This window comes from Bacillus sp. MT(2024) (assembly GCF_036362845.1).
Classification (GTDB): Bacteria; Bacillota; Bacilli; order Bacillales; family Bacillaceae; genus Bacillus; species Bacillus velezensis.
The window spans coordinates 1,080,565-1,103,784 of sequence record NZ_CP143632.1 but is presented as its reverse complement, the minus strand read 5'-3'; the positions used below and the strand labels follow the sequence as shown (position 1 = coordinate 1,103,784).

Below are 23,220 nucleotides of genomic sequence, written 5' to 3'. Positions count from 1 at the left end.
TTCCGGCTTTTCACTGCCTTTTGTCAAATCATATGCGGCATATAAGACCGAGCATACCAATAATACAGTGAAAAAACGAAAACAAAATGCTTGTACGCCCCTCACATTCGCCACCACCTTGACGTTAGGGTGAACGAAATGAAGCATTCTCATTCCCCAAAAAAGAGCAGGTCCCGCCGGCGCAGCTCTTCTGCCGTTTGAGGGCGCTTCTGCTGAGATGAGGGCATATATACTTCATTCTCAATTTCCCTTAAAAAATCCTGCAAGCATAAGAAATCAGCATATTGTTTTACCGCCATTCCGATAAGGCTGTCTTGTGAACCATACCGCATCCGGATCTCCTTATGCCTGATTTTTTGCCGTAAATCATGAACCATGCCGGATAATCGGATCGGAGCGCCTTTTTCAAAAAGTTCCGCAAGCCGCAAGTATAAATGGCCCTGCCACACAAAAACGGGACTTGCAAACACAAAGCCCGCTGAAACGGGAATAAACACTTCAGAGGGGAGAAATGGAAATGCAACCTGATGTCTTTCGTAAAAAAGACGCCGGATAAGACCGGCATCTTCTGATAAAAACCGCCCGCTTTTGTTGCGGAAGCCGGCAACGGCACGCCCCCACGAGGGAAGTCTGACGCTGTGCCGCCCTTCCGGATGACAAATGTCTTTCAGGTTTGCTTTGTGAAGAGGGATTGTGGTTAAGCCGGCATAAGAATAGCCGGTGTAAAACGGAGTGATGGAATGCAGCCTGTAAAAGGAGCGGACGTCGGGGCAGTAAAACATTAAGGAGGAAAATGAATTGACTTCAAAGAACTGCCAGTGAAAAGCAGAAAGCCGGAAAAATTGCGCAGCCATCCGTTTTAACCGTTTTGCCCCGATGATCCAGACCGGCCGGTACCCGGCACTTTTCAGGCCTGCCGTCCGGCTCTTTAAAGAGTCCGCCGAAAGGTTCGCACATTGAAATTCAAAAGCCAGCCTCTCTTCTCCGCTTTCTGCCGTCAAGTCAGGCCGCTGTCCAGCGGAAGTCAGATACGGTTCCAGGCTGACGCTGCACCCTTGTGTCTTCAGCCAGAGAAAAAGCTGTCTTTTTCCTTCCAGATGGTATTCGCTTTCAGGTTCGGATTCCCCGGGACACAGCCTGCTTTTTTTATGAGCGAAGTGCGGCAGTTTCTCCCGTCCCAGTTTGATATCAAGCTCACTTTTGCAGACGGGGCAGAACCAGCGTTTCTTTCTCAGCTCGGCCGCTTTTTCCTTTGAATAGCTTCCGGCCAGCTGAATGAGCCGTCCGTCGGCAGTCACAGCACTGAACATGTTGCATCTTCTCCTTTCCTGAATCTTGTTGTATTCAGCAGGAAGAAGGCATAATCCTGTTTGCGGATGAGAGCCGTTATACGGTTTTCAGCCGTTCATCCTGTCATTCAGAACAAAAAAAACCGATTTCTGCTGAGAGAAATCGGTTTGTTATGATGCAAAGTGTTTTTTTATTGTATATAACGCATGATCAGCGATCACCAATTTGCCGTATTCTTCAAGACGGTGAATGCTGACTGATGATTCGTGCGCGTACTCCAACAGGATGCTTAGCTGATTTTCAACCTCTTCATCAGTTTGCTCATAAAAATCTGCATATAAATAATATCGGTCTTCAAACGAATACAAGGTCGTTTTGATTCCGTTAAGATTCAATTTTGATAGCGAGATGAGATCCTCAAAATCATCGAACCGCAAAGTGAACTGAAGCTTTTGCTCCTTATCTTCCCGGCTCTCGGCCTGCTCTTCTTTCTGGAAATCATCAAGTAAAGCATCGAGATTTTCATCTGCCGGCTCTTGTTTTTTATCTTCCGGGATCGGCAGTTCGAGTTTTTGTCCGTCCTTGGAAAGCTGGGCTTTTGTTACGATTATTTCCAGTCCTTTGTCCAATGCCTGAACCTGAATCCAAAGAGGACCCTCGACAGCGAATTCCTCTTCATCATGCACTTCATCCATGACTTCCCAGAACAGTTCTTCACTGCGCTCGCGATTGTACCAGATTTCTTCTCTGTCAAAACCGCGATCTTCAATATCACCATAAGACATATAAAATTTTACAGTATGCTCATTAATTCTTTCTATTTCCATTTTGCCAACCTTCCCTTCTTTATAAGATGTTGAAGGGACATCTAAGCTCCCGATGAATAGTACTTTACTACACTTTACCCATTCCGTCCACATCTTAACCTTATAGAAGACAGCGCAAATTCTTTATATTTCTATTTTATGATAAAACAGTTATAAAAGAAATAAAAAAGCATTTTCACACTGAAAAACAGGCTTTCTCCCGGTTCCCATCATAAATAGCGCACTGCTTCATATATTAGCTGTACAAGCAATCGATCTATAAGCGAGGTGTTACCATGCCGCACGATTACCTGCTGTCCCTTCTGCTTATTATCGGGATTGACCTTATTCTCGGCGGTGACAATGCCGTCGTCATCGCGATGGCCAGCCGGAATCTGGCCCATAAACAAAGACAGCAAGCGATCATCTTCGGAACATTTATTGCAGTCGTCTTGAGAATCGTTCTGACGAGCGCTGCGGTCTATTTATTGAATGTTCCTTTTTTACAATGCGCAGGCGGGGTATTTTTATTGTATCTCGGCTATCAGCTTCTGATTGAGAAGAAAGATGCGCAGCATGTAAAAAGCAGTTCTTCTCTTTGGAAAGCCATCCGCACAATCGTTCTGGCTGATATCTTTATGTCGCTTGACAATGTCATCGCAGTAGCCGGCGCTTCTCACGGTGAGCTGACACTAGTAGTGATCGGTCTCTTCATCTCGGTGCCGATTATTATTTGGGGCAGTAAGCTCGTTCATGCCGCCATGGAAAAAATGCCTTTATTGATGTATGCCGGGAGCGGCCTTCTCGCATTTACCGGCGGTGAAATGATTGCCGGAGACAGCAAGCTGTCATTTTTCATGGCAGAACACGGCATGATACAGATGATGCTGCCGATTTTGACCGTCGTTTTTGTTATCCTCGCCAGTATGATTTACCAGCAGACTGAAAAATAACAAAAAGCCCAAACCGCGATGGTTTTGGGCTTTTTCCATGCTTATCGTAAGCTTATATCAGTTGGCAAGACGCTGTGCTTCTCTTAATTGGAAAGAACGCACTTTTCTTGGCAGGAATCGTCTGATTTCATCTTCGTTATAGCCGACTTGCAGACGTTTTTCATCAATGATGATCGGACGGCGGAGCAGTCCCGGATGCTCATTGATCAAAGTATATAAGTCTTGAAGCGGCATAGATTCAACATTTACGTTCAGTTTCTGGAATACTTTAGAACGGGTAGAGATAATTTCATCCGTACCGTCTTCAGTCATACGCAGAATCTGCTTGATCTCATCAATTGATAACGGCTCGGAGAAAATGTTTCTTTCTACAAACGGAATCTCGTGCTCTTCAAGCCAAGCTCTTGCTTTTCTGCATGACGTACAGCTAGGTGATGTGTATAATGTAACCATTAATCTTCACTCCTCTAATTAGTAGGATGAACATATTTGTATTCTCAAATTGAAATGACTTTAAAAAAGGAATCTTTATAGGTATTATACTATAAAAAAGTAAGTGTGAACAGTCTCCTGAGAAAAAAATGTGTCAATCCGGCAAATTTACGGCTGGCGGATTTTTCCCCATTCTCAATTAGCTCAGCTGATCGAAAATGTTTTTTTGTTTTTTCTCATCAATGACTTTGAGAACTTCATCCGTTTTTTCGTATGATTCTCCGTACCATTTTTCATCTTTATAAGTGTGAATGTTTTCATATGTCTGTTTCATCGCTTCAAATATTTCTTCTTCTGATTCCGTCTTAGGTGACCAGTACAGAATCTCCATTTTGTTCACTTCATTCGTAGCCAATGACCGGCGCCGATACCCGATTGACTGCGCGTGCTTGAAATGCTCTCTTTGATAAAAACGCAAGCGTTTCTGTGTATCCGTGTCATCCTCGTCAACAGGCTCCACCTCAAGCAGAATCGGCTTGTTCTTCTTTTTCAGTCTGCCGATCAGCTTGCTTCCGAGGCCTTGTCCTCTGGATTTCTTTGACACAAACAGGTAATCAATAAAGATGAAAGAGTCAAATTCCGCATACATCAGCACGTGGTACTGCCCCTCTTCTTTATGATAAACATCGCTTTGCTCCTTTAACAGAGCTTCCATATGCGCTTTTGATTTCATTTCTTCAATCGGAAAATATTCACTCAGCTTTTCGTACCAGTTCATTCATTTGCTCCTTATGGGTTCGTTGTCTTCACACTTTTAGATATACCCCATTTCCGATTGTTTAAACAATCTTACATCTATTAAGACGTGTGATCCCTTAACATGGTTTCAATTTTTTTAAAATGGTGTGTAATCGACGTTTTTGGTATAACGGTTTGCCGCATCCCACAATAAAAATTCGTCAATTCCTTCATCATGCAGCGCTTTAACCTGGTCTTCCACCTGGCGTTTCCCGTACTTTTGATAATTTCCGCTGCCGAGATATGATGCCGTGAAGTCCTGAAGCCACGGGCGCGATACAGGCGGGTGTTTCAGCTTAGACAGCTTTTTATTTTCCACCTTCGCATATTCTTTGACGACATTGTAAGGCTCAAGATCCGGTTTATCAATGCCGAAATAGCTTGTCCAATGGCTCGGATAAATCATGGATGAAATGACATCGACCTGGTCTGAAATTTTGCTGAAATTCTGGCCGATACCAGGCGCTTCCGGCAGCGTGGCTGAATAGCCGAAAATATCAACCGACACATCCGCGCCGTACGGCTTGAGTTTTTTCTTCGCATAACCGACAAAATCGGTGACGGCGTGAACGCGTTTTTGCACATTGCTGTCTGCTGTTTTTCCGTAATCGCCGTGTCCGTATGTCAGTTCGTCATCACGTTTTTCAAATCCTTCAGGAAAACGGACATAATCAAACTGAATTTCTTGAAACCCCATCTTTACAGCTTGTTTTGCAATCTTTACATTGTAATCCCATACTTCTTTTATAAACGGATTGACGAACGATTCGCCGCGGCCGTTTTTCCAGACACTTCCGTTTTTTTCTTTAAAGGACCACTCGGGCTTTTTGTTCGCGAGTTCGCTGTCTTTAAATACGACAATACGCGCGATCGGATAGATCTTTTTTTCCTCCAGCTTTTTCATCATCTTTTTTGGGTCTTTGATGTACGGCTTGGCGATTTTGGCATACTCAGAATGGCTGTCCGGCTTAAAGGTGAGGTTTCCGTTGTCGTCCTTGACATCAATCACCATTGTATTGAGCTCCGTTTTGTCCACAAAGTCTGTCAGCTCCCCGAATTTGCTTCCTCCCGCTGAATGTCCTGTGACGTAAATGCCCCGCACCTTATCAGGATGTGAAAAATGCAGCCCTGACGGATAAGCGAACCGTGCATTTGATTTCGGCAGTTCTTTTTCAGCCAGCGCTATTTTTACAAGCGGCTGCTCCTCTTTCACAGCGGCATGGGCCGGATAAGCGGCTGCACTGATAAACAGTCCCGCACAAATGGCGCACAAAATGGTTTTCATACTGATCTCCCCCTTTTTTTCCATTATAGAAAAACGGGAGCAGGCTTAATAAACTTGAATGTGCGCAAAAAAATCCTCCAAGACTGAGTCTTGGAGGATGATACGTTTATAGATAGGTTTTAAATTCAGCTTCTGTGCACATGACAAAATGTCCCGGTTTCACTTCTCTGAATTCCATTTTTTCTCCTTCTTGGAGCTGATGAACTGCCGGATCGTATTTCTTTCGCACGCGATTTCTTTCATAGTCCGGATCAGGAAGCGGGATAGCGGACAGCAATGATTTCGTATATGGGTGAAGCGGGTTTTCGTAAAGCTCATCCGCCGGCGCAAGCTCCACCAATTTTCCGAAATACATGACGCCGATGCGGTCGCTGATGTATTTGACCATTGATAAATCATGGGCGATAAACAGGTAAGTGAGCCCTTTTTCTTTCTGCAATTCTTTCATTAAATTGACGACTTGCGCCTGAATGGAGACGTCAAGCGCCGAAATCGGTTCGTCCGCGATGATAAACTCCGGATCAACCGCCAGCGCTCTGGCGATTCCGATACGCTGACGCTGTCCGCCCGAAAATTCATGCGGGTAGCGGTTGGCGTGCTCTTTATTTAAACCGACCGTTTCCAGCAGTTCGTGAACCCGCTGCATCCGCTCTTTTTTCGTTTTTGCCAGGCGGTGAATATCTATTCCCTCGGCAATAATGTCGGCGACTGTCATTCTCGGATTTAAAGATGCGTACGGATCCTGGAAAATCATCTGCATTTTCCGGTTAAACTCCAGCAGCTTCTTGCGGGATTTTTTCCCGTGGACATTTTCCCCGTTAAAGAGAACTTCCCCTCCGGTTGCCTCATACAGCCGGATAATACTGCGGCCCGTCGTTGATTTACCGCAGCCCGATTCTCCGACAAGGCCGAGCGTTTCACCTTTATAAATATCAAATGACAAATCATCTACGGCTTTTACCGTTCCTTTCTGCGTGAAAAAATGCTGTTTTAAGTGTTTGATTTCGAGAAGTTTCTCAGTCATTTTTTTCACCTTCCTTCATTAAAACAGGATGCTGATACGTATTCGGAAGCTGACGGATTTTAGCCTTCACCGCTTCAGGCGGCTCGACCTTAGGCGCATCAGGATGCAGAAGCCACGATTTCACAAAATGCGTGTCAGACACTTTATACATCGGCGGTTCCTGTTCAAAGTCAATTTTCATCGCATATGAGCTGCGGAGCGCAAATGCATCCCCTTTCGGAGGATTCGTCAGATCAGGCGGCGTGCCCGGGATGGCCGTCAGTTTTTCCTGATCGGTGCTGTCCAGACTCGGCATTGAGGCAAGCAGTCCCCACGTATACGGATGGCGCGGATCATAAAAGATTTCATCCACCGTGCCCGATTCGACGACCTGACCCGCGTACATGACGGCGACCCGGTCGGCGACATTGGCGACAACGCCGAGATCATGCGTGATAAAAATGATAGACGTATCAATTTTCTTTTGCAGATCTTTCATCAGCTCAAGGATCTGTGCCTGAATCGTCACATCAAGCGCTGTTGTCGGTTCATCGGCAATTAACAGTTTCGGATTTGCCGCAAGCGCCATCGCGATGACGACACGCTGTCTCATCCCGCCTGAAAATTCATGGGGGAATTGGCCGATCCGTTTTTCGGGCATCGGAATTCCGACGAGATCAAGCAGCTCTATGGCGCGCTTTTTCGCCGCTTCACTTGAGATTTTTTCATGTTTGAAAAGCACTTCCGTAATTTGTTTGCCGACTCTCATCGTCGGGTTCAGAGAGGTCATCGGATCTTGGAAAATCATTCCGATGTCCTTTCCTCTTATAGTCTGCATTTCTTTTTCGGACATCGGCACGATATCGCGTCCGTCAAAAAGAATCTGTCCTCTTTTAAAATAGCCCGGCGGCATCGGAATCAGCTTCATAATCGCTTGGGAGGTCACACTTTTTCCGGAACCCGACTCCCCCACGATCGCCAGTGTCTCTCCTTTATTCAAATGGAAATTCACGCCGCGGATTGCCTGTACCTCTCCGCCGTATGTTTTAAATGAAATGGCTAAGTCTTTTACTTCTAGCAAACGTGTCACTCATATCACTCCTTATTTGCGTAACTTAGGATCCAGCGCGTCTCTTAACCCATCGCCGACAACGTTAAAGCCGAACATCGCCAGGCAGATAAAGCCGGCAGGGAAGAACAGACGCCAAGGGTAATAGGTTAATGCAGGCAATCCGTCTGAAGCCATCGTTCCCCAGCTCGCAAGCGGCGCAGGTACGCCGAGGCCCAAATAACTTAAAAACGCTTCTGTAAAAATCGCCGTCGGAACCGTCAGTGTCATCGTTACGAGGATAGAGCCCATCGCGTTCGGAACGATATGCTTAAACAAAAGCCGGCCGGTTTTGGCACCGAGTGTCTGTGAAGCAAGCACATACTCCTGATTCTTTAATTGCAGCACCTGTCCGCGGACGATTCTCGCCATATTGATCCAGCCCGTGATCGTCATGGCGACGATAATGGTGAGCAATCCTTTCGGCAGGACAACCATCAGCAAAATAACCATTAATAATGAAGGAACAGCCCACAGAATGTCGGCGATGCGCATCATCACTTCATCTGTGCGTCCGCCGCGGAATCCGGAAATGCTGCCCCAGATTACGCCGATCAATAAATCAAGCACGGCAGCTGCGACACCGATAAAGATAGAAATCCGCGCGCCCACCCATGTCCGGACGAATATATCCCTTCCAAGGTCATCCGTGCCGAACCAATGATCTTTCGACGGCGCTTTATCCGCATTTAATAGATTGGTAGTGGCATAATCATATCTTGAAAAGATAGGCGCAAAAATCGCCATCAGAATAATAAGAACGATCAGTACGAACCCGACCATCGCAAGCTTATTGCTGCGGAAGCGGAGCATGGCGTCTTTCCAGAGGGAAAGGCTTTTTTTATTTATTTTTTCGGCATCGCCGGCATTAGCTGAAGCTGGTTCAAACATATTTTTAGGAATGTTCTGCATGGTCTAGGCTCCTTTCTTTGCTTTGGAAAGCTTGATTCTCGGATCGATTAATCCGTAAAGCACGTCTACAATTAATACGCATAGAAGCAGGAGCACGCTGAAAAACACGGTAACTCCCATAATGACCGTATAATCACGGTTTGTAATGCTGTTTACAAAATGCGCGCCTAAACCGGGAATTCCGAAAATGGATTCAATGATGAAACTTCCCGTTAAAATGGAAGCCGCCATCGGCCCCATATATGTCACGACCGGCAAAAGCGCGTTTCGCAGCGCATGGCGCACGGTGACTGACGGACGGGAAAGTCCTTTAGCTTTTGCAGTCCGTATGTAATCGCTGTTTAACACTTCAATCATGCTTGAACGGGAGAGTCTGGCAATGAACGCCATCGGCATGGAAGCGAGCGCAATGGAGGGCAGAAAGGTGTATGCCCAGGATTCCCACCCTGCGACCGGGAACAGTTCTAATTTAATTGAGAAAATATATTGCAAAATCGTCGCCAATATAAAGCTCGGAACTGAGATCCCAAAGATCGTTAAAATCGCAATGGTATAATCCTGCCATTTATTATGGTACAGGGCAGCAAGCACCCCGAAAAGCACACCGAACGCTAAAGCGAGGAGAATAGCTTCTGCACCGAGAGTGAATGAGACGGGGAAGCCTGAATTGATTAAATCATTAACACTTTGGCCTTTATATTTAAAAGAAGGCCCGAAGTCCCACATCGCCACAGATTTTAAGTAGCTGACATATTGAACGAAAAGAGGCTTGTCCAGACCATAGTGTTCGTTTAAGTTTGCCTCAATTTCAGGCGGCAGCTTTCTTTCGCCGGAAAATGGTCCGCCCGGCGCTGCCTGCATTAAGAAGAACGTGGCGGTCACAATCACAAACAATGTGATGATCATGTAAATGAATCGTTTACCGATATATTTCAGCAAGGTGAACACCTCCATGTTTTTTACAATTTTATACGTAATCAGTAAGAAAGGTATATGGGGACATCCTCCCCATATACCTTGGGTCTTTTGTTCTCAGAACCGGCTTTTATTCAAAAGAAGCGTTTCTGAAGTAAACTTCGCCTGTTCCTGTCAAGATCACATTTTTGAGGTTTTTATCCTGCACCCAAGGATCCGTATAGAAATAAACTGGCGCGACCGGCATTGCGTCCATAAAGATCTTTTCTGCTTTTTTCAGCTCTTCGATACGTTTATCCGGATCCGTTTCAAGCTGAGATTGGTTCAGCAGCTTTTTAAACTCAGGATCTTCCCACCCGGTATCATTGTTTCCGCCTTCTTTATCACGGAACAATTCAAGGAAGTTGATCGGATCGTTGAAATCGCCGAGCCAGCCCATACGCGCGATTTGGTAGTTCTGGCTGTGCAGCTTGTCGATGTAAACATTCCATTCGGAGTTATCAAGCTCAACTTTGACGCCCAAGTTCTTTTTCCACATTTCCTGTACGGCCTGCGCGATTTTCGCATGCGCGTCATCCGTATTGTAGGACAGTTTGATCGCCGGAAGGTCAGAGGCATTCTTGACGCCTAATTCCTTCAGTCCTTTATTTAAGAATTCTTTAGCTGATTTGACGTCATTGTCTTTGAAATAACCTTTTGTGTTATCCTTGAATCCCTTCATTGACGGCGGCACCGCAGCCATGGCCGGGATTTGTTCGCCCTGCGTTACATTTTTCACGATGGACGAGCGGTCGATCGCATAAGCAAGGGCTTTACGGATGTTGACATTGTTCAGCGGTTTCTCTTCTGTGTTGAATTTGTACCAATACACGCCTGCGATCGGTTCAACGTGAAGAGATCCGTCTTTTTTCAATGTCGGCAGAGATTCAGTCGGAAGCTGGCCGAGCGGCATTCCTGCCCAGTCAAGCTCACCGGCCTGGAATTTTTTCAGTTCGGTGTTGTTATTGTTAATCATCACCATATTGATTTTCTTCAATTTCACAGCGTCTTTATCCCAATATTGATCGTTCTTTTCGAGCGTGATGGAACCGCTGTGTTTCCAGGCCGTCATTTTGAACGGGCCGTTTGACACATAATTTTCGCCCGCATTTGTATTCCAGTTTTTATGTTTTTCCGCGATTTTCTTGTTGATCGGCATATACGTATAGAATGAAGTTAATTGCGTGAAATAAGGTGTCGGGTTATTCAGTTCAACCTTTAATGTTTTGTCATTTACGGCTTTTACGCCTACATCATCAATCTTGCCTTTTCCTGTATTGGCAGCTTCAGCGCCTTTGATGTAGTAGAGCTGATAAGCGTATTGTGATTCGTTGTTCGGGTCAAGCGCCCATTTCCATGCATATTCAAAATCCTGCGCCGTCACCGGGTCGCCGTTAGACCATTTCGCACCGTCACGAATCGTAAATGTATAGGTCTTTCCGTCTTTGCTTGTTTCAATTTTAGATGCCATTCCTTCTTCAGGCTCACCTTTGGAGTTTACGCGTGTCAATCCTTCAAAAGTCTGTCGGATTACGCCTCCTGACACGGAATCATTCGCTAAACCCGGATGCAGTGAGAACGGCTCGGTTTTAATATTGATATTAAGTGAAGTCTGTCCTTTGGTGTCTTTTTTACCGCCGCCTGATCCGCCGCTGAATCCGCCGCACGCACTTAATACAAGCGAGAAGATAAGCATCAAACCTACAATAGACCAACGCTTTTTCATGCACTAACCCCCTAATCAAATTTTTCAGCCTTTACTACTAAATACTCAGAAATATCAGACAAAATAACTTAATATTTTTCTAAACTTTAATTGTGTTCCGTCTTTTCTGATTATTTTATGTAAAGAAGCTGTAACAATAGAGTGAACAAGTTCATTATAATGAAATGAATAATTTATTGCAATACTATTTTCTCAATTTAAAATATTTAAATTTGGTCAGTTTTTCTGTCAAAAAGGTGATACACTTCTATAGTTTAAAGCATGACCTAACTAAATTTTTTTAATGTAATTTCCAGTTCATATTGCTTTTTACATATAATATTCGTTATACGAAATGTTGATATACGTTATCATTTAAGCATTTTCAGTTCTTTTTGAGGATTTCCACCCCTAAAGTAAACTGGAAATAAGCTTGTATTCCTCTGATGACATTTGGCTATAATTGATTTATAATAGATCAATCAAATACATTTGTTGTGATTGCGATGATGAAGAGTAGTACACATTTTCATCCGTTTGAAGAGAGTCTGCGGTGCTGGGAGCAGGTAACGGGCGATGTGGAATGGACTTCTGAGCAGCTGACCGAACGTTAGTAGGCCCAGCCGGAGCAGCCTCCGTTACCAACGTCTCGAGCGATTCCATTGTAATGGAATAATCAGGGTGGCACCACGGTTCATTCGTCCCTTTTTTCTACGGGAAGAATGGGCTTTTTTTATTATGTTTTAAGAAATGAGGTAAGAACTATGAAGAAAACGATTTTTTCAGGCATTCAGCCGAGCGGTTCCGTTACCCTCGGCAACTACATCGGCGCAATGAAGCAATTTGTTGATTTGCAGCATGACTACAACGGCTACTTCTGTATTGTCGATCAGCATGCGATTACGGTTCCGCAGGATCGGCTTGAGCTGCGGAAGAACATCCGCAATCTCGCGGCTCTTTATCTGGCCGTCGGACTTGATCCCGAGAAAGCGACCCTCTTTATCCAGTCGGAAGTTCCCGCTCATGCCCAGGCGGGGTGGATGCTCCAATGCGTCGCATATATCGGCGAGCTTGAGCGGATGACTCAATTTAAGGATAAGTCAAAGGGCAAAGAAGCCGTCGTGTCCGGACTGTTAACCTATCCGCCGCTGATGGCCGGCGATATTTTACTGTACGGAACGGATCTTGTTCCGGTCGGAGAAGACCAAAAACAGCATCTTGAACTGACCCGCAACCTGGCGGAACGCTTTAATAAAAAATACAATGACATCTTCACGATTCCTGAGGTGAAAATTCCTGAATCAGGCGCGCGCATCATGTCACTGGCTGATCCGCTCAAAAAAATGAGCAAATCAGATCCGAACCAAAAGGCATTCATCACGCTGCTTGATGAGCCGAAGCAGCTCGAGAAGAAAATCAAGAGCGCCGTGACTGATTCTGAAGGCATTGTAAAGTATGATAAAGAAAACAAACCGGGCGTTTCTAATCTTTTGACGATTTATTCTATTTTAGGAAACACATCAATTGAAGAATTAGAAGCTAAATATGAAGGCAAAGGGTACGGTGAATTCAAAAGCGATTTAGCCGAAGTCGTTATCGGCGCATTGACACCGATCCAAGAGCGCTACCGTGAATTAATTGAGAGCGACGAGCTTGACCGCATTCTCGACGAAGGGGCGGCGCGCGCAAACAAAACGGCCGGCAAAATGGTGAAGAAAATGGAAAACGCCATGGGTCTCGGACGGAAAAGAAGATAAAAAAAAGAGGCGGGAGAATCCCCGCCTCTTTTTTTAGTTCACTTTTGATTCCTGTTCCATTTCCCAAAGCTTTTCGAAAAACGGCTGCCCTTTAATCAAATTTTCACAGAACGCAAGATGTTTATCCGACCAGCCTTCAATTGTTTCATTGTAAAGCATGTCCCAGATCTCTTCAAAACTCATCCGTTTGATCTGTTCATACATATGCGGATTCCATTCCGTGTACCAATACACAATTTCCGCACGGTTTTTCAGCCCTTTCAGCTGGTCGAGCGCCATAAACATCAGCTGCTTGATCTGCCGCTCTTTTCTCGTCAGACCTCTGACATGCTCCGGCGCCAATGACAAAATGTGATATTCCTTTGAAGACTCCAATTGCGACGGCTCAAATTGAAATGATTCCGGTTCTACATCCTTTACCATTTCATAAACAAGCTGCTCCTGTCTCGGAATCAGGCGGCTCTTTCTGACCGGAATGGTATACCCGATCGTATCTACGGCAATGATGCCGATCCCGTCTGTCACGACAAAACAGTACTCCAGCTTTGTCCGCTCGTGATTTTTTCGCACGTATGACTTCTGGTGGACTTGGTCAAGCAGCTCTTTCGGAAGCTCTGATAAGTCGTTTTCTATGTAATGAAATAATACCGACGGCACTCTGAGCAGCGGCGTCTGATCCAAAAGCTCAACCGTGTCTTCCTTCCGCCATTCGTGAAAATGGCATACATTGTAGCCGTTTTCTTCCCCTTCAAACCAATTGACCCATACATCATGAAGAAATAACATATTCGACCCCTCACTTTATAAAAACTGTTGTCCACAGTATAGGCAAGGGATAGATAAATTATTCCATTTCAATATGAGATTTCCGTATTACGGAGCTGGATTTCCGACTGCATTGCAACAAAAAAATCTCCCGTTCCGTCCGGGAGATCATTTTACATTTTTCGGATCAAGCGCATCACGCAGCCCGTCTCCGACAAAGTTGAAGCACAATACGGTAAGAAGGATCAACAAACCTGGGAATAACGGGTACCACCAAGCCTGAATCATAAGCGTAAAGTTCTGTGCATCCTGAAGCATATTGCCCCAGCTTGCGATCGGGGGCTGAATCCCGAAACCGAGATAACTTAATGTAGATTCCGCCAAAATAACCGTTCCCACCTTTAATGTGGCTGAGACGATAATCGGTCCGAGCGCATTCGGCAATATATGAGAAAAGATGATGTGATGATTTTTTGTACCGATCGTCTTTGCAGCTAATACAAACTCTCTGGAACGAAGCGATAAAAACTCCCCTCGGACAAGGCGTGCCGTTGTTGTCCAGCCTGTAAGGGAGAAAATTAAAATTAATTTATCCATTCCGGGCTGAAAAATCGTAACAAGTGTAATAAGCAAAAATATATCAGGTATGGATAATACGATATCAACGGTTCTCATGAGAACGGCATCGACAAACCCTTTAAAATATCCGGCAACAGCTCCGACAACTGTCCCGATTGTAATCGCGCCGATCACAGAAGCGAATCCGACAAGCAAGGAGACGCGTGCCCCGTACAGAACCCTCGTAAAGATGTCTCTTCCGAATTTATCAGTTCCCATTAGATGTTTTAAGCTCGGCGGCTTCAAACGATTGATGAGAGATTGACTCTCCGGAGAGTAAGGAGCGATTACCGAAGCGAATAAAGCTGACAAGATAATGATGGTTAATATAACGGCTCCGATTACAGCTAGTTTATTTTGAAAGAACTTTTCGAAAAAAATCTTCGTCATTGTTTCCGGTTTGGATTGAATATTTTCCTTTAATTTTACTTCGCTGGGGGGTGTGCCGGTATTTGGCTGTAACATTTGACCTCTCACCTCTCTTTGTTAATATTCAATGCGGGGATCAACCAGCGCATATAAGATGTCCGCAATTAAATTCCCCACTACAACCAAAACAGCTGAAATGACCGTCATGGCCATGATAACCGGATAATCCCGCGAAAAGGCTGAATCAATAAACAATTTGCCGAGACCCGGCCAAGTAAAAATCTGTTCTACCACTACCGCTCCCCCGATAAATGACGGTATCATCAAACCAAAAATAGTGATGACAGGAAGAAGTCCGTTTCTCAAACCGTGTTTAAAAATCACTTTATTATCTCGGAATCCTTTCGCACGCGCCGTTCGTATATAATCCTGTTTTAACACATCAAGCATACTGGATCTTGTGTACCTCGTTATCCCTGCCATGTCTGCCGTGGCGAGCACAAAAGCAGGCAGAATCAAGTGATGCAATCGGTCAAATATGTTAAAGTCAGCATTCAAAGTGCTTACTCCGCCAGTGGGAAACCACCCCAGATTTACAGATAAAACCATGATTAAAATCAAACCGAACCAAAAATTCGGAATGGCAAGCCCTAAAAATGAAGTAACAGTTATCCCGTAATCCAATTTTGAATAAGGACGTTTCGCTGACAGAACGCCAAATGGAATAGAAATAAGAAGAGCGACAAGGGTTGAGAAAAGCATAAGCACAATCGTATTCGGTAAGCGGGATAAGATAAGTTCAGAAACCGGAGTGCCTTTCTTGACGATAGAAGTCCCAAAATCCCCTTGCAGCATATTCCCCAGCCATTTCACATATTGAACAGGTTCCGGATCATTCAACCCGTATTTTTCAATGAATTTCGCCCTGTCCGCTTGACTGATTGTAGGGTCCATCATAAGTGACATCGGGTCTCCCGGCGCTGCTTTCATGATGGCAAACGACAAAATTGTAATGCCTAAGAGAATCGGCAAGGACATTAATGTTCGCCGTAAAATATATGTAACCATATTCTTGTCCCCTTTTTAAATAGGATAAGAGAGGAAAGGAACCTCCTTCCCTCTCCAGGGCTTTTGCTATTTTTGATCCAGCCACCATTTTTCAATATTGTACAAGTCATTTTTAGGGTGGAATACATAGCCTTGTAAATTATTCGGCATCGCTCTGTGGTAATTGTAATAGAATAAGAAGCTGTACGGCTGATCTTCAGCTATCAATTTGTATATCTCTTCATACTTCTTTTGGTATTCTTTTCTGTCTGTAATTGTCTTCGCTTCTTCAAGCAGCTTATCGACTTTCGGGTTTTTATACCAGATATTATTCAGCCCGTTTTTCGATTGGCTTGAATGGAAGATAGAGAATTGATCCGGGAACGTTGCAAGACTCCATCCGAGAAGAAGAGCGTCATAATCCCAATTAGGGGCACTTGTCTGTTCGATTAACGCACTGAATTCAACAATTCGCGGTTTAGCCTCGATTCCCACTTCTTTTAATTGCTGCTGAACGACAACAGCTAAATCTTCACGAATTTTATTGCCTTGATTCGTTTTAATTTCAAATGAGAATTTTTTTCCGTCTTTATCAAGGTAGCCGTCACCGTCATGGTCTTCCCATCCGGCTTCTTTTAGCAGCTGCTTTGCTTTTTTCGGGTTATAATCAAATGTCGGCACTTTAGACTTCGGATAATTCCATGACAGCGGACTCTCAGGAACATCCGCTACCTTACCGTCTCCGTTCAGCACTTGATCCACCATTGCCTGCCTGTCAAGAGCGTAAGTCAATGCCTGACGCACTTTTTTGTCCTTAAAAAGCTCTTTTTTCTCATTCCAGCCGATATAGCTGTAGTTTAAGCCAAGATCAGATTTGACCTTCACGTTTCCAAACGTTTTAACCGTATCAAAATCTGTGCCCGGCACAACGAAGAAATCAATATCTCCCGCTTTTAACTGGGCCACGGCCGCGTTAGAATCAGGAATTGTTTTGACTGTCACTGTATCAAGGTAAGGTCTGCCGCCAAAGTAATCATCATTTGCTTCCAGTTTGACATACTCACCTTTTTTCCACTCAACAAACTTAAACGGACCGGAGCCGATTGGATTTTTACGGTTAAATTCATTCTCTCCCAGATCTGCAACCGGCACCTTACCCAATATATGTTTTGGCAAAATGCCGTAACTGTCGAGAACGACATTATAGAAATAGGCATCTTTTTTCTTCATTTTAAACTGAATTTCATATTTTCCTTTTTTCGTCACGGATTTAAGGGACTCAAAACCCGAGCCACGCTCACCGTTGTAATCCTTGTTAAGAGGGATGCTGTAGGTGAAAACAACATCATCGGCCGTCAGCTCTTTTCCATCATGGAATTTAACGCCTTTTTTCAGTTTTACATCATACGTTAATCCCCCGTCAGCTTCTGTTACTTTTTCAGCCAGCGACGGCTTGACGTTTAATTTCTCATCCGTTTCCAATAATGTGCTGTAAAGCATGCCTTCAATATCAGAACTTGCAACATCGGTAGAATAAAGTGGATTAAAAAGTGTGGGTTCCCCGGTTGACCCGACAACCAAATCTCCGCCTTTTTGCGGTTTTCCTGCCGGTTTGGATTCGGTGCTTGTGGATTTCGAGCCGGAGCAGGCTGACAGGAAGATGGCGAGCGCCATAAAAACACTTAGCATCATCAGTGCGCTTTTACGTAATTTCATATCAATTCCCCCTTTGTGATATATATGCAGCAAACTGGTTATGTAATCCGGCATACCCCCTCTCGATGCTTGTCATTTCAGGCATATAAATGGCAGGCGACGTAATGGCCGGGAGCGGCTTCTTCAAATGCCGGGATTTGTTCCTTGCAGATCGGTTTGGCCATCGGGCACCGCGTGTGGAACACGCAGCCTTTCGGCGGGTTTGCCGGGCTTGGCAGTTCTCCTTTCAGGATGATTCGTTCCCGCTTGACGGCGTCTTTTTTTCTCGTGACGGGCACTGAAGACAAAAGCGCTTGCGTATAAGGGTGAAGCGGATTGCCGTACAGCTCGTGTTTATCGGTCAGCTCCATCATTTTTCCCAGATACATGACGCCGACTCTGTCGCTGATATGGCGGACAACACTCAAATCATGAGAAATAAACAAATAGGTCAGGTTGAATTCATCCTGCAGTTCTTCCATCAAATTGATGACTTGGGCCTGAATGGAGACATCGAGTGCGGAAACGGGTTCATCCGCAATAATCAGCTCGGGATTCAACGTCAGAGCCCGCGCAATCCCGATCCGCTGGCGCTGGCCTCCGGAAAATTCGTGCGGATAGCGGTTTGCAAAGCTCGGGTGAAGGCCGACTTTCGCCAGCAGCTCCTCCACTCGCTCGTTCCGCTCGCTCATGCTGTACATATGGTGAGTCTGGAACGGCTCTTTAATAATGGAACGCAGCGTTTTCCTCGGGTTAAGGGATGCGAAGGGATCTTGGAAGACCATCTGGATGTTTTTGCGGACGCTTTTTCTCAGCTTTTCTTCAGATAAGCCGGAGATATCCTGACCCTTAAAAAGAATCCGGCCGTCTGTCGGCTTGTATAAACGGATCATCGTCCTTCCCGCCGTTGATTTGCCGCATCCTGATTCACCGACGATGCCGAGCGTCTCCCCGCGCTTCAGTGAAAAAGAAACGCCGTCAACAGCCTTTATATCACCGACTTTCCTTTGAAAAAAACCGGAGCGGATCGGGAAATATTTTTTTACGTCTTTCAGCTCTAAAATCGTTTCTTGGTCTGCAGCTGTCATTTTGATTGGGCACCCTCTTCCTCATATAAAAAACATCTTACAGAACGGCCGCTTTCATGCGTTATCAGCTCCGGCTGCCCTGTTTTGCATTTGTCCATCGCTTTTGAACACCTCGGGGCGAATCGGCAGCCTTCCGGAAGATTATCCGGTGTCGGGACACTGCCTTTGATCGCTTTTAATGTATCAATCTCTCCATCTATCACCGGTATGGAGTTTAACAGCCCTTCGGTATACGGATGAAGAGGGTTTAAAAATAAGTTCTCCACACTCGCACTCTCTACGACTTGTCCGCAATACATAACGATCACCCTGTCGGCGGCTTCGGAAACCACACCTAAATCGTGAGTGATCAGCAGAATGGAAGTATCGAATTTTTTGCAGAGGTCTTTCATCAGCTCCAATACTTGGGCTTGTATCGTCACATCAAGCGCCGTCGTCGGCTCATCAGCGATCAGAAGTTTCGGATTGCAGCTGAGCGCAATGGCGATCATCACCCTCTGTCTCATCCCTCCGGAAAGACGGTGCGGATATTCTTTCATCACTTGTTCCGCTCTGGAGAATCCGACGAGTTCCAGAAGCTCAACGGCTTTTTTAGCCGCTTCTCTTTTATTCATTTTTTTATGGTATTCGAGCACTTCGGTAATTTGTTCGCCGATGGTCAGCACCGGATTCAGGGAAGTCATGGGCTCCTGAAAGATCATAGAGACGTCATTTCCGCGGATTTTGCAATATTCGTTTTCGGTGAAGGAGGCCAGGTCCCTGCCTTCCAGCTTAATCGAGCCGTCCATAATTTTTCCGCCCGAGCCTTTGACAAGTCCCATAATAGAAAGCGAGGTGATGCTTTTGCCCGAGCCGGATTCTCCTACAAGAGCGACGGTTTCGCCTTTGTTAATGTGAAAATCAACCCCGTCGACTGCGGGTATCGGCTGTTTCTTTCTGAAAAAATAGGTCTTTAAATTATTCACTTCTAATAGTGTGCTCATGATACGCCCCTTTCTCATTCCGCTGAAGCAGAGGGAAACATACGTTTCGCTATCACAAAATATAGAATAGTCGAAAAATTTTATAGTTGTATATTATTACATCATTATTACAAAAGCAAGAATTTTTTAGGATAAATGTAATATCCTTAAATAATTTCCATTCTTTTAATCTATTAAAGCGTTGCTTCCAGAAAGGTTTTGGAAGGGATGGCCAATGCTTCTTTTACTGTTTTTTGATGATCGGTTAAATATTTTTTTACTATATTGAATCCGACGGCATAGCCGAGCATTGAGGGGAAGTATCCTTTTCCGTATAACAGCTGGGAAAACATTCTGCTGTCTCTCGTTAATCGGAGGTTCGGCTTGACTCTTTTTTCAAACAGAAAATCAAGCTGCTCAGGCGTATAGTAGGACGTCCATTCCGCCGTAAGACTTGAGCCGAACCGCTCATATACAGCATATTCTGCCAGCCCCTCCATCATGATTGTATCAAGAAATGTCTCATCTTTTTCGTCCTTTGTCACATGTTCTAACCGGCAGACGTGATTATATTCATGTGTCATAAGGGCGGATACAGCTGAATTGGAACTATCCGACGATAGAAAGAGGAACATTTTGTCCCGAAAGGCCAGACCGGATTTTGATCCGAATTCCTGACGGATTTTCCGGTTTCGTTCATCGACGGGCAAAACTACGATCGGCACGTCCGGCCCGTTCCACTTCTCCTTTAAATAGGCTTCCTCCTTTTGAATATGGCTGTAGCATCCTTTTTCTTTCAGCCGTTTACTGGTCCTAACGCCGTCCTTCAGATGGCGGAACATGCCGTGGTTTTGCAGCATCCCGAGTATCGGCTTCCACTCTTTCTTATCGGCCCCTGAAAAAAGCGGCAAAAGATGCGGGGCCAGGTCATTTACGGATGCCGCCTTTTCCATCCATTGATATGTCTGCTTGACGCTCATACCGGTTCGCCTCCTCTTGTTGTTATCATATGCACGCACAAAAAAACCGGCCACCTTTTTCAGGCAGCCGGTCAAAAACTGTATTATTGATATTTTTTAAAGATCAAAGTGGCATTATGTCCGCCGAAGCCGAGCGAGTTGCTGAGGACGATGTTGACATCCTGCTCGCGCGCTTTGTCCGGTACATAATCTAAATCACACTCTTCATCAGGTGTTTCAATGTTAATCGTCGGCGGGATAATGCCGTCTTTAATTGCCATGACGGAGAAGATTGCTTCAATTCCTCCGGCAGCGCCTAACAAATGACCCGTCATTGATTTTGTCGAACTGACGGCAAGCTTGTACGCATGATCACCGAAAACGGTCTTAATGGCTTTTGTCTCGTATTTATCATTGTAGTACGTGCTTGTGCCGTGAGCGTTGATGTAATCAATTTCTTCAGGCTTGATGCCCGCATCTTTGATTGCTTCCTGCATCGCTCTCGCACCGCCTTCCCCGTCTTGGGCAGGCGCGGTAATGTGGTAGGCGTCACCCGTTGAGCCGTAGCCGACAATTTCCCCGTAAATTTTCGCACCGCGGGCAAGGGCATGCTCAAGCTCTTCAAGCACGACGATCCCCGCGCCTTCTCCCATGACAAAGCCGTCACGGTTTTTATCAAACGGGCGGCTTGCCGTCTTCGGATCAGGATTTGTAGAAAGGGCTTTGTTTGCGCTGAAGCCCGCAAATGACATTCTTGTCAGCGGCGCTTCCGTTCCGCCCGTAATCATCGCATCGGCATCGCCGCGCTGAATGACTTTAAACGCGTCACCGATAGAGTTCGTTCCCGTCGCACATGCCGTCACCGTACAGGAGTTGACTCCTTTTGCTCCGAGAGCGATTGAGATTTGGCCTGTCGCCATATCCGGAATCATCATCGGAACAAAGAACGGGCTGACCCTTCTCGGCCCTTTTGTCAGGAAGATTTCGAATTGGGATTCAAGCGTTTCAAGACCGCCGATTCCGGATCCGACCCAAACGCCGACTCTCGGCGCGATCTCGTCTGTGATGTTCAGACCGGCATCTTGAACGGCCATTTTCGCGGCTACGACTGCATATTGCGTGAAGCGGTCCATTTTTCGCGCTTCTTTTTTATCCATGTGATTTTCAATATTGAAATCTTTCAGTTCAGCAGCTACTTTCGCCGGATACTCGTCCGATTCCACACGTGTGATCGGTCCGATTCCGGATACGCCGCCGATTGCATTTTTCCAGCTTGTTTCGGCGTCGTTTCCAAGCGGAGACAAGGCTCCAAGCCCTGTAACGACTACTCTTTTTTTACTCATCTTGTGTGCACCTCACCTTTTTTTATCGTCCCCAGCGTATTGCTATGGCGCCCCATGTCAATCCTCCGCCGAAACCGACCATGACGATGACATCGCCGTCTTTAATTTTGCCTGCTTCCAGTTCCTCTACTAATGAAATCGGAATGGATGCTGCGGATGTGTTTCCATATTTATGGACTGTTTTAGACATCTTTTCAACCGGAAGCTCCAAACGTTCCCGTGCCGCTTCCATGATGCGGATGTTTGCCTGATGCGGAATCAAAAAGTCTACGTCCTCTTTGGAGAGGCCGGCTTTTTCAATAACATTTACACTCGATTCACCCATTTGCCGGACGGCGAATTTGAATACTTCTCTTCCATGCATGATTGTATGCCCTTTTTCATCTAAGTACAAGTGCTGACCGCCTGTACCGTCTGCTCCGAGCTCAAATGACAGTATGCCTCTGTCGTCGCTGACCGGTCCGATGACCGCCGCTCCGGCTCCGTCTCCGAACAGCACAGCCGTATTACGGTCGTCCCAGTCGGTAATGCTTGAGAGCTTTTCCACGCCGACCACGAGGACATGTTTGTATGTTTGCGATTCAATGAATTGTTTGGCGGTTACGATACCGTACATAAAACCCGCACATGCGGCGCTGATATCCATCGCGCACGCTTTTTTGGCCCCGAGCTTCTCTTGTATCATACAGGAAACGGTCGGGAAAGACTGGTCAGGAGTAACCGTCGCCACGAGGATCATATCAAGCTCTTCTGCGGAAATGCCGGCCTGATCAAGCGCTTTTTGCGCAGCCTCGGCGGCCATGCCGGATGAATACATATCTTCCGCGGCGATTCTTCTTTCTTCTATACCTGTTCTCGTACGAATCCACTCGTCCGATGTATCTACCATTTGTTCAAGATCATGATTTGTCAGCACTTTTTCCGGGATGTAACGGCCGACGCCAAGAATTCCAGCTTTCATGGGAAAGACTCCTTTTTTATAATGAATTTAAAACTAATTAGTTATGATCAATTATTAGTATCAGGTACTAATTCTACCCTATTTTTTTTCTGTTGGCAATATATTCGTCTAAACTATCGGACGCTGCTCCTCATAGAATAAAAGGAAGACGAAAGGAGGCTTCACTATGGATATTTTCTCCAAAATGATGTTCGGCGATTCCAGAGACCGGGATAAAGAACCGGAAGAAAACCCGGAGCAGCCTCAGGCTGAAAACGAAGAAGAGATCGATTACAACCACGTGTTGAATCAGCTGGGGTCCATCATGAACTCCCTGGATCAATTAAAGCCCGTATTTAAAGACTTTGCGCCGATGGTGTCCGCCATAAAGAAAAAAATCATGTGAAAAGCCACTTCATGAAAAAGTGGCT

The 23,220-nt window shown here is 45.4% G+C and carries 22 protein-coding genes and 1 other annotated feature; of the genes, 3 read left to right on the top strand and 19 right to left on the bottom strand.

Annotated features, from left to right (window positions below; genetic code table 11):
* Positions 1-149: 149 nt before the first annotated feature.
* Positions 150-1,310 carry a competence protein CoiA family protein gene (locus VP472_RS05695; RefSeq protein WP_153986654.1) on the bottom strand — a complete coding sequence of 387 codons (1,161 nt, stop codon included), beginning with the start codon at positions 1,308-1,310 and terminating at the stop codon, positions 150-152.
* A 150-nt stretch (positions 1,311-1,460) separates the two neighbouring features.
* Positions 1,461-2,117: an adaptor protein MecA gene (gene mecA / locus VP472_RS05690; RefSeq protein ID WP_003155032.1), complete on the bottom strand. Its 657-nt coding sequence runs from the start codon at positions 2,115-2,117 to the stop codon at positions 1,461-1,463.
* Between the two features lie 275 nt (positions 2,118-2,392).
* Here mecA and VP472_RS05685 point away from each other — a divergent pair, with 275 nt between their 5' ends.
* Positions 2,393-3,049 (top strand): TerC family protein, encoded by a 657-nt coding sequence (locus tag VP472_RS05685; RefSeq protein ID WP_003155033.1) that lies wholly within the window; start codon positions 2,393-2,395, stop codon positions 3,047-3,049.
* A 57-nt stretch (positions 3,050-3,106) separates the two neighbouring features.
* Here VP472_RS05685 and spx read toward each other — a convergent pair whose 3' ends face one another.
* The 8 genes from spx to VP472_RS05645 form a co-directional block, all read right to left on the bottom strand.
* A complete protein-coding gene (spx, locus tag VP472_RS05680; RefSeq protein ID WP_003155034.1) occupies positions 3,107-3,502 on the bottom strand; it encodes a transcriptional regulator Spx in 396 nt (131 codons plus the stop codon).
* Positions 3,503-3,680: 178 nt separating this feature from the next.
* Positions 3,681-4,259, bottom strand: a complete 579-nt coding sequence (locus VP472_RS05675; RefSeq protein ID WP_003155035.1) for a GNAT family N-acetyltransferase — start codon at positions 4,257-4,259, stop codon at positions 3,681-3,683.
* A gap of 117 nt (positions 4,260-4,376) precedes the next feature.
* Entirely contained in the window at positions 4,377-5,564 is a 1,188-nt protein-coding gene (locus VP472_RS05670) for a putative glycoside hydrolase (protein ID WP_146276505.1), read from the bottom strand.
* Between the two features lie 106 nt (positions 5,565-5,670).
* Positions 5,671-6,588 carry an oligopeptide ABC transporter ATP-binding protein OppF gene (oppF, locus tag VP472_RS05665; protein WP_070081625.1) on the bottom strand — a complete coding sequence of 306 codons (918 nt, stop codon included), beginning with the start codon at positions 6,586-6,588 and terminating at the stop codon, positions 5,671-5,673.
* Positions 6,581-7,657, bottom strand: coding sequence for an ABC transporter ATP-binding protein (locus VP472_RS05660; RefSeq protein WP_061890535.1), 1,077 nt, complete (start codon positions 7,655-7,657; stop codon positions 6,581-6,583). Before VP472_RS05660 ends, oppF begins: the two co-directional genes overlap by 8 nt.
* 12 nt (positions 7,658-7,669) lie before the next feature.
* Entirely contained in the window at positions 7,670-8,587 is a 918-nt protein-coding gene (gene oppC, locus VP472_RS05655; RefSeq protein ID WP_003155041.1) for an oligopeptide ABC transporter permease OppC, read from the bottom strand.
* A 3-nt stretch (positions 8,588-8,590) separates the two neighbouring features.
* Positions 8,591-9,526, bottom strand: coding sequence for an ABC transporter permease (locus tag VP472_RS05650; protein ID WP_003155043.1), 936 nt, complete (start codon positions 9,524-9,526; stop codon positions 8,591-8,593).
* Positions 9,527-9,632: 106 nt separating this feature from the next.
* Positions 9,633-11,267, bottom strand: a complete 1,635-nt coding sequence (locus VP472_RS05645; RefSeq protein ID WP_039062894.1) for a peptide ABC transporter substrate-binding protein — start codon at positions 11,265-11,267, stop codon at positions 9,633-9,635.
* Positions 11,268-11,743: 476 nt separating this feature from the next.
* Positions 11,744-11,955: a binding site (T-box leader), on the top strand.
* A 55-nt stretch (positions 11,956-12,010) separates the two neighbouring features.
* On the opposite strand from VP472_RS05645, the gene trpS reads away from it, so the two are divergent.
* Positions 12,011-13,003, top strand: coding sequence for a tryptophan--tRNA ligase (gene trpS, locus VP472_RS05640; RefSeq protein WP_014304785.1), 993 nt, complete (start codon positions 12,011-12,013; stop codon positions 13,001-13,003).
* 33 nt (positions 13,004-13,036) lie between these two features.
* Here trpS and VP472_RS05635 read toward each other — a convergent pair whose 3' ends face one another.
* The 9 genes from VP472_RS05635 to VP472_RS05595 form a co-directional block, all read right to left on the bottom strand.
* A complete protein-coding gene (locus tag VP472_RS05635; RefSeq protein WP_014304784.1) occupies positions 13,037-13,789 on the bottom strand; it encodes a YjbA family protein in 753 nt (250 codons plus the stop codon).
* Positions 13,790-13,936: 147 nt separating this feature from the next.
* On the bottom strand, positions 13,937-14,851 hold the full coding sequence (gene opp4C, locus VP472_RS05630; RefSeq protein ID WP_003155049.1) for an oligopeptide ABC transporter permease: 915 nt from the start codon (positions 14,849-14,851) through the stop codon (positions 13,937-13,939).
* Between the two features lie 21 nt (positions 14,852-14,872).
* Positions 14,873-15,823, bottom strand: coding sequence for an ABC transporter permease (locus tag VP472_RS05625; RefSeq protein ID WP_003155051.1), 951 nt, complete (start codon positions 15,821-15,823; stop codon positions 14,873-14,875).
* Positions 15,824-15,889: 66 nt separating this feature from the next.
* The gene (locus tag VP472_RS05620) at positions 15,890-17,518 is read right to left on the bottom strand and encodes a peptide-binding protein (protein WP_077722053.1); all 1,629 of its coding nucleotides are present in this window, start codon (positions 17,516-17,518) and stop codon (positions 15,890-15,892) included.
* A gap of 77 nt (positions 17,519-17,595) precedes the next feature.
* Positions 17,596-18,585: an ABC transporter ATP-binding protein gene (locus tag VP472_RS05615; protein WP_025851953.1), complete on the bottom strand. Its 990-nt coding sequence runs from the start codon at positions 18,583-18,585 to the stop codon at positions 17,596-17,598.
* Entirely contained in the window at positions 18,582-19,568 is a 987-nt protein-coding gene (locus tag VP472_RS05610) for an ABC transporter ATP-binding protein (protein ID WP_146276503.1), read from the bottom strand. Before VP472_RS05610 ends, VP472_RS05615 begins: the two co-directional genes overlap by 4 nt.
* A gap of 173 nt (positions 19,569-19,741) precedes the next feature.
* On the bottom strand, positions 19,742-20,527 hold the full coding sequence (locus tag VP472_RS05605; protein ID WP_012117278.1) for a DUF2268 domain-containing putative Zn-dependent protease: 786 nt from the start codon (positions 20,525-20,527) through the stop codon (positions 19,742-19,744).
* A gap of 83 nt (positions 20,528-20,610) precedes the next feature.
* The gene (gene fabF, locus VP472_RS05600) at positions 20,611-21,849 is read right to left on the bottom strand and encodes a beta-ketoacyl-ACP synthase II (RefSeq protein ID WP_003155056.1); all 1,239 of its coding nucleotides are present in this window, start codon (positions 21,847-21,849) and stop codon (positions 20,611-20,613) included.
* A gap of 22 nt (positions 21,850-21,871) precedes the next feature.
* On the bottom strand, positions 21,872-22,810 hold the full coding sequence (locus VP472_RS05595; RefSeq protein ID WP_007409122.1) for a beta-ketoacyl-ACP synthase III: 939 nt from the start codon (positions 22,808-22,810) through the stop codon (positions 21,872-21,874).
* Between the two features lie 166 nt (positions 22,811-22,976).
* Between VP472_RS05595 and VP472_RS05590 the strand changes: the two genes are divergently transcribed.
* Entirely contained in the window at positions 22,977-23,195 is a 219-nt protein-coding gene (locus VP472_RS05590) for a hypothetical protein (protein ID WP_003155059.1), read from the top strand.
* The last annotated feature ends 25 nt before the right edge of the window (positions 23,196-23,220 follow it).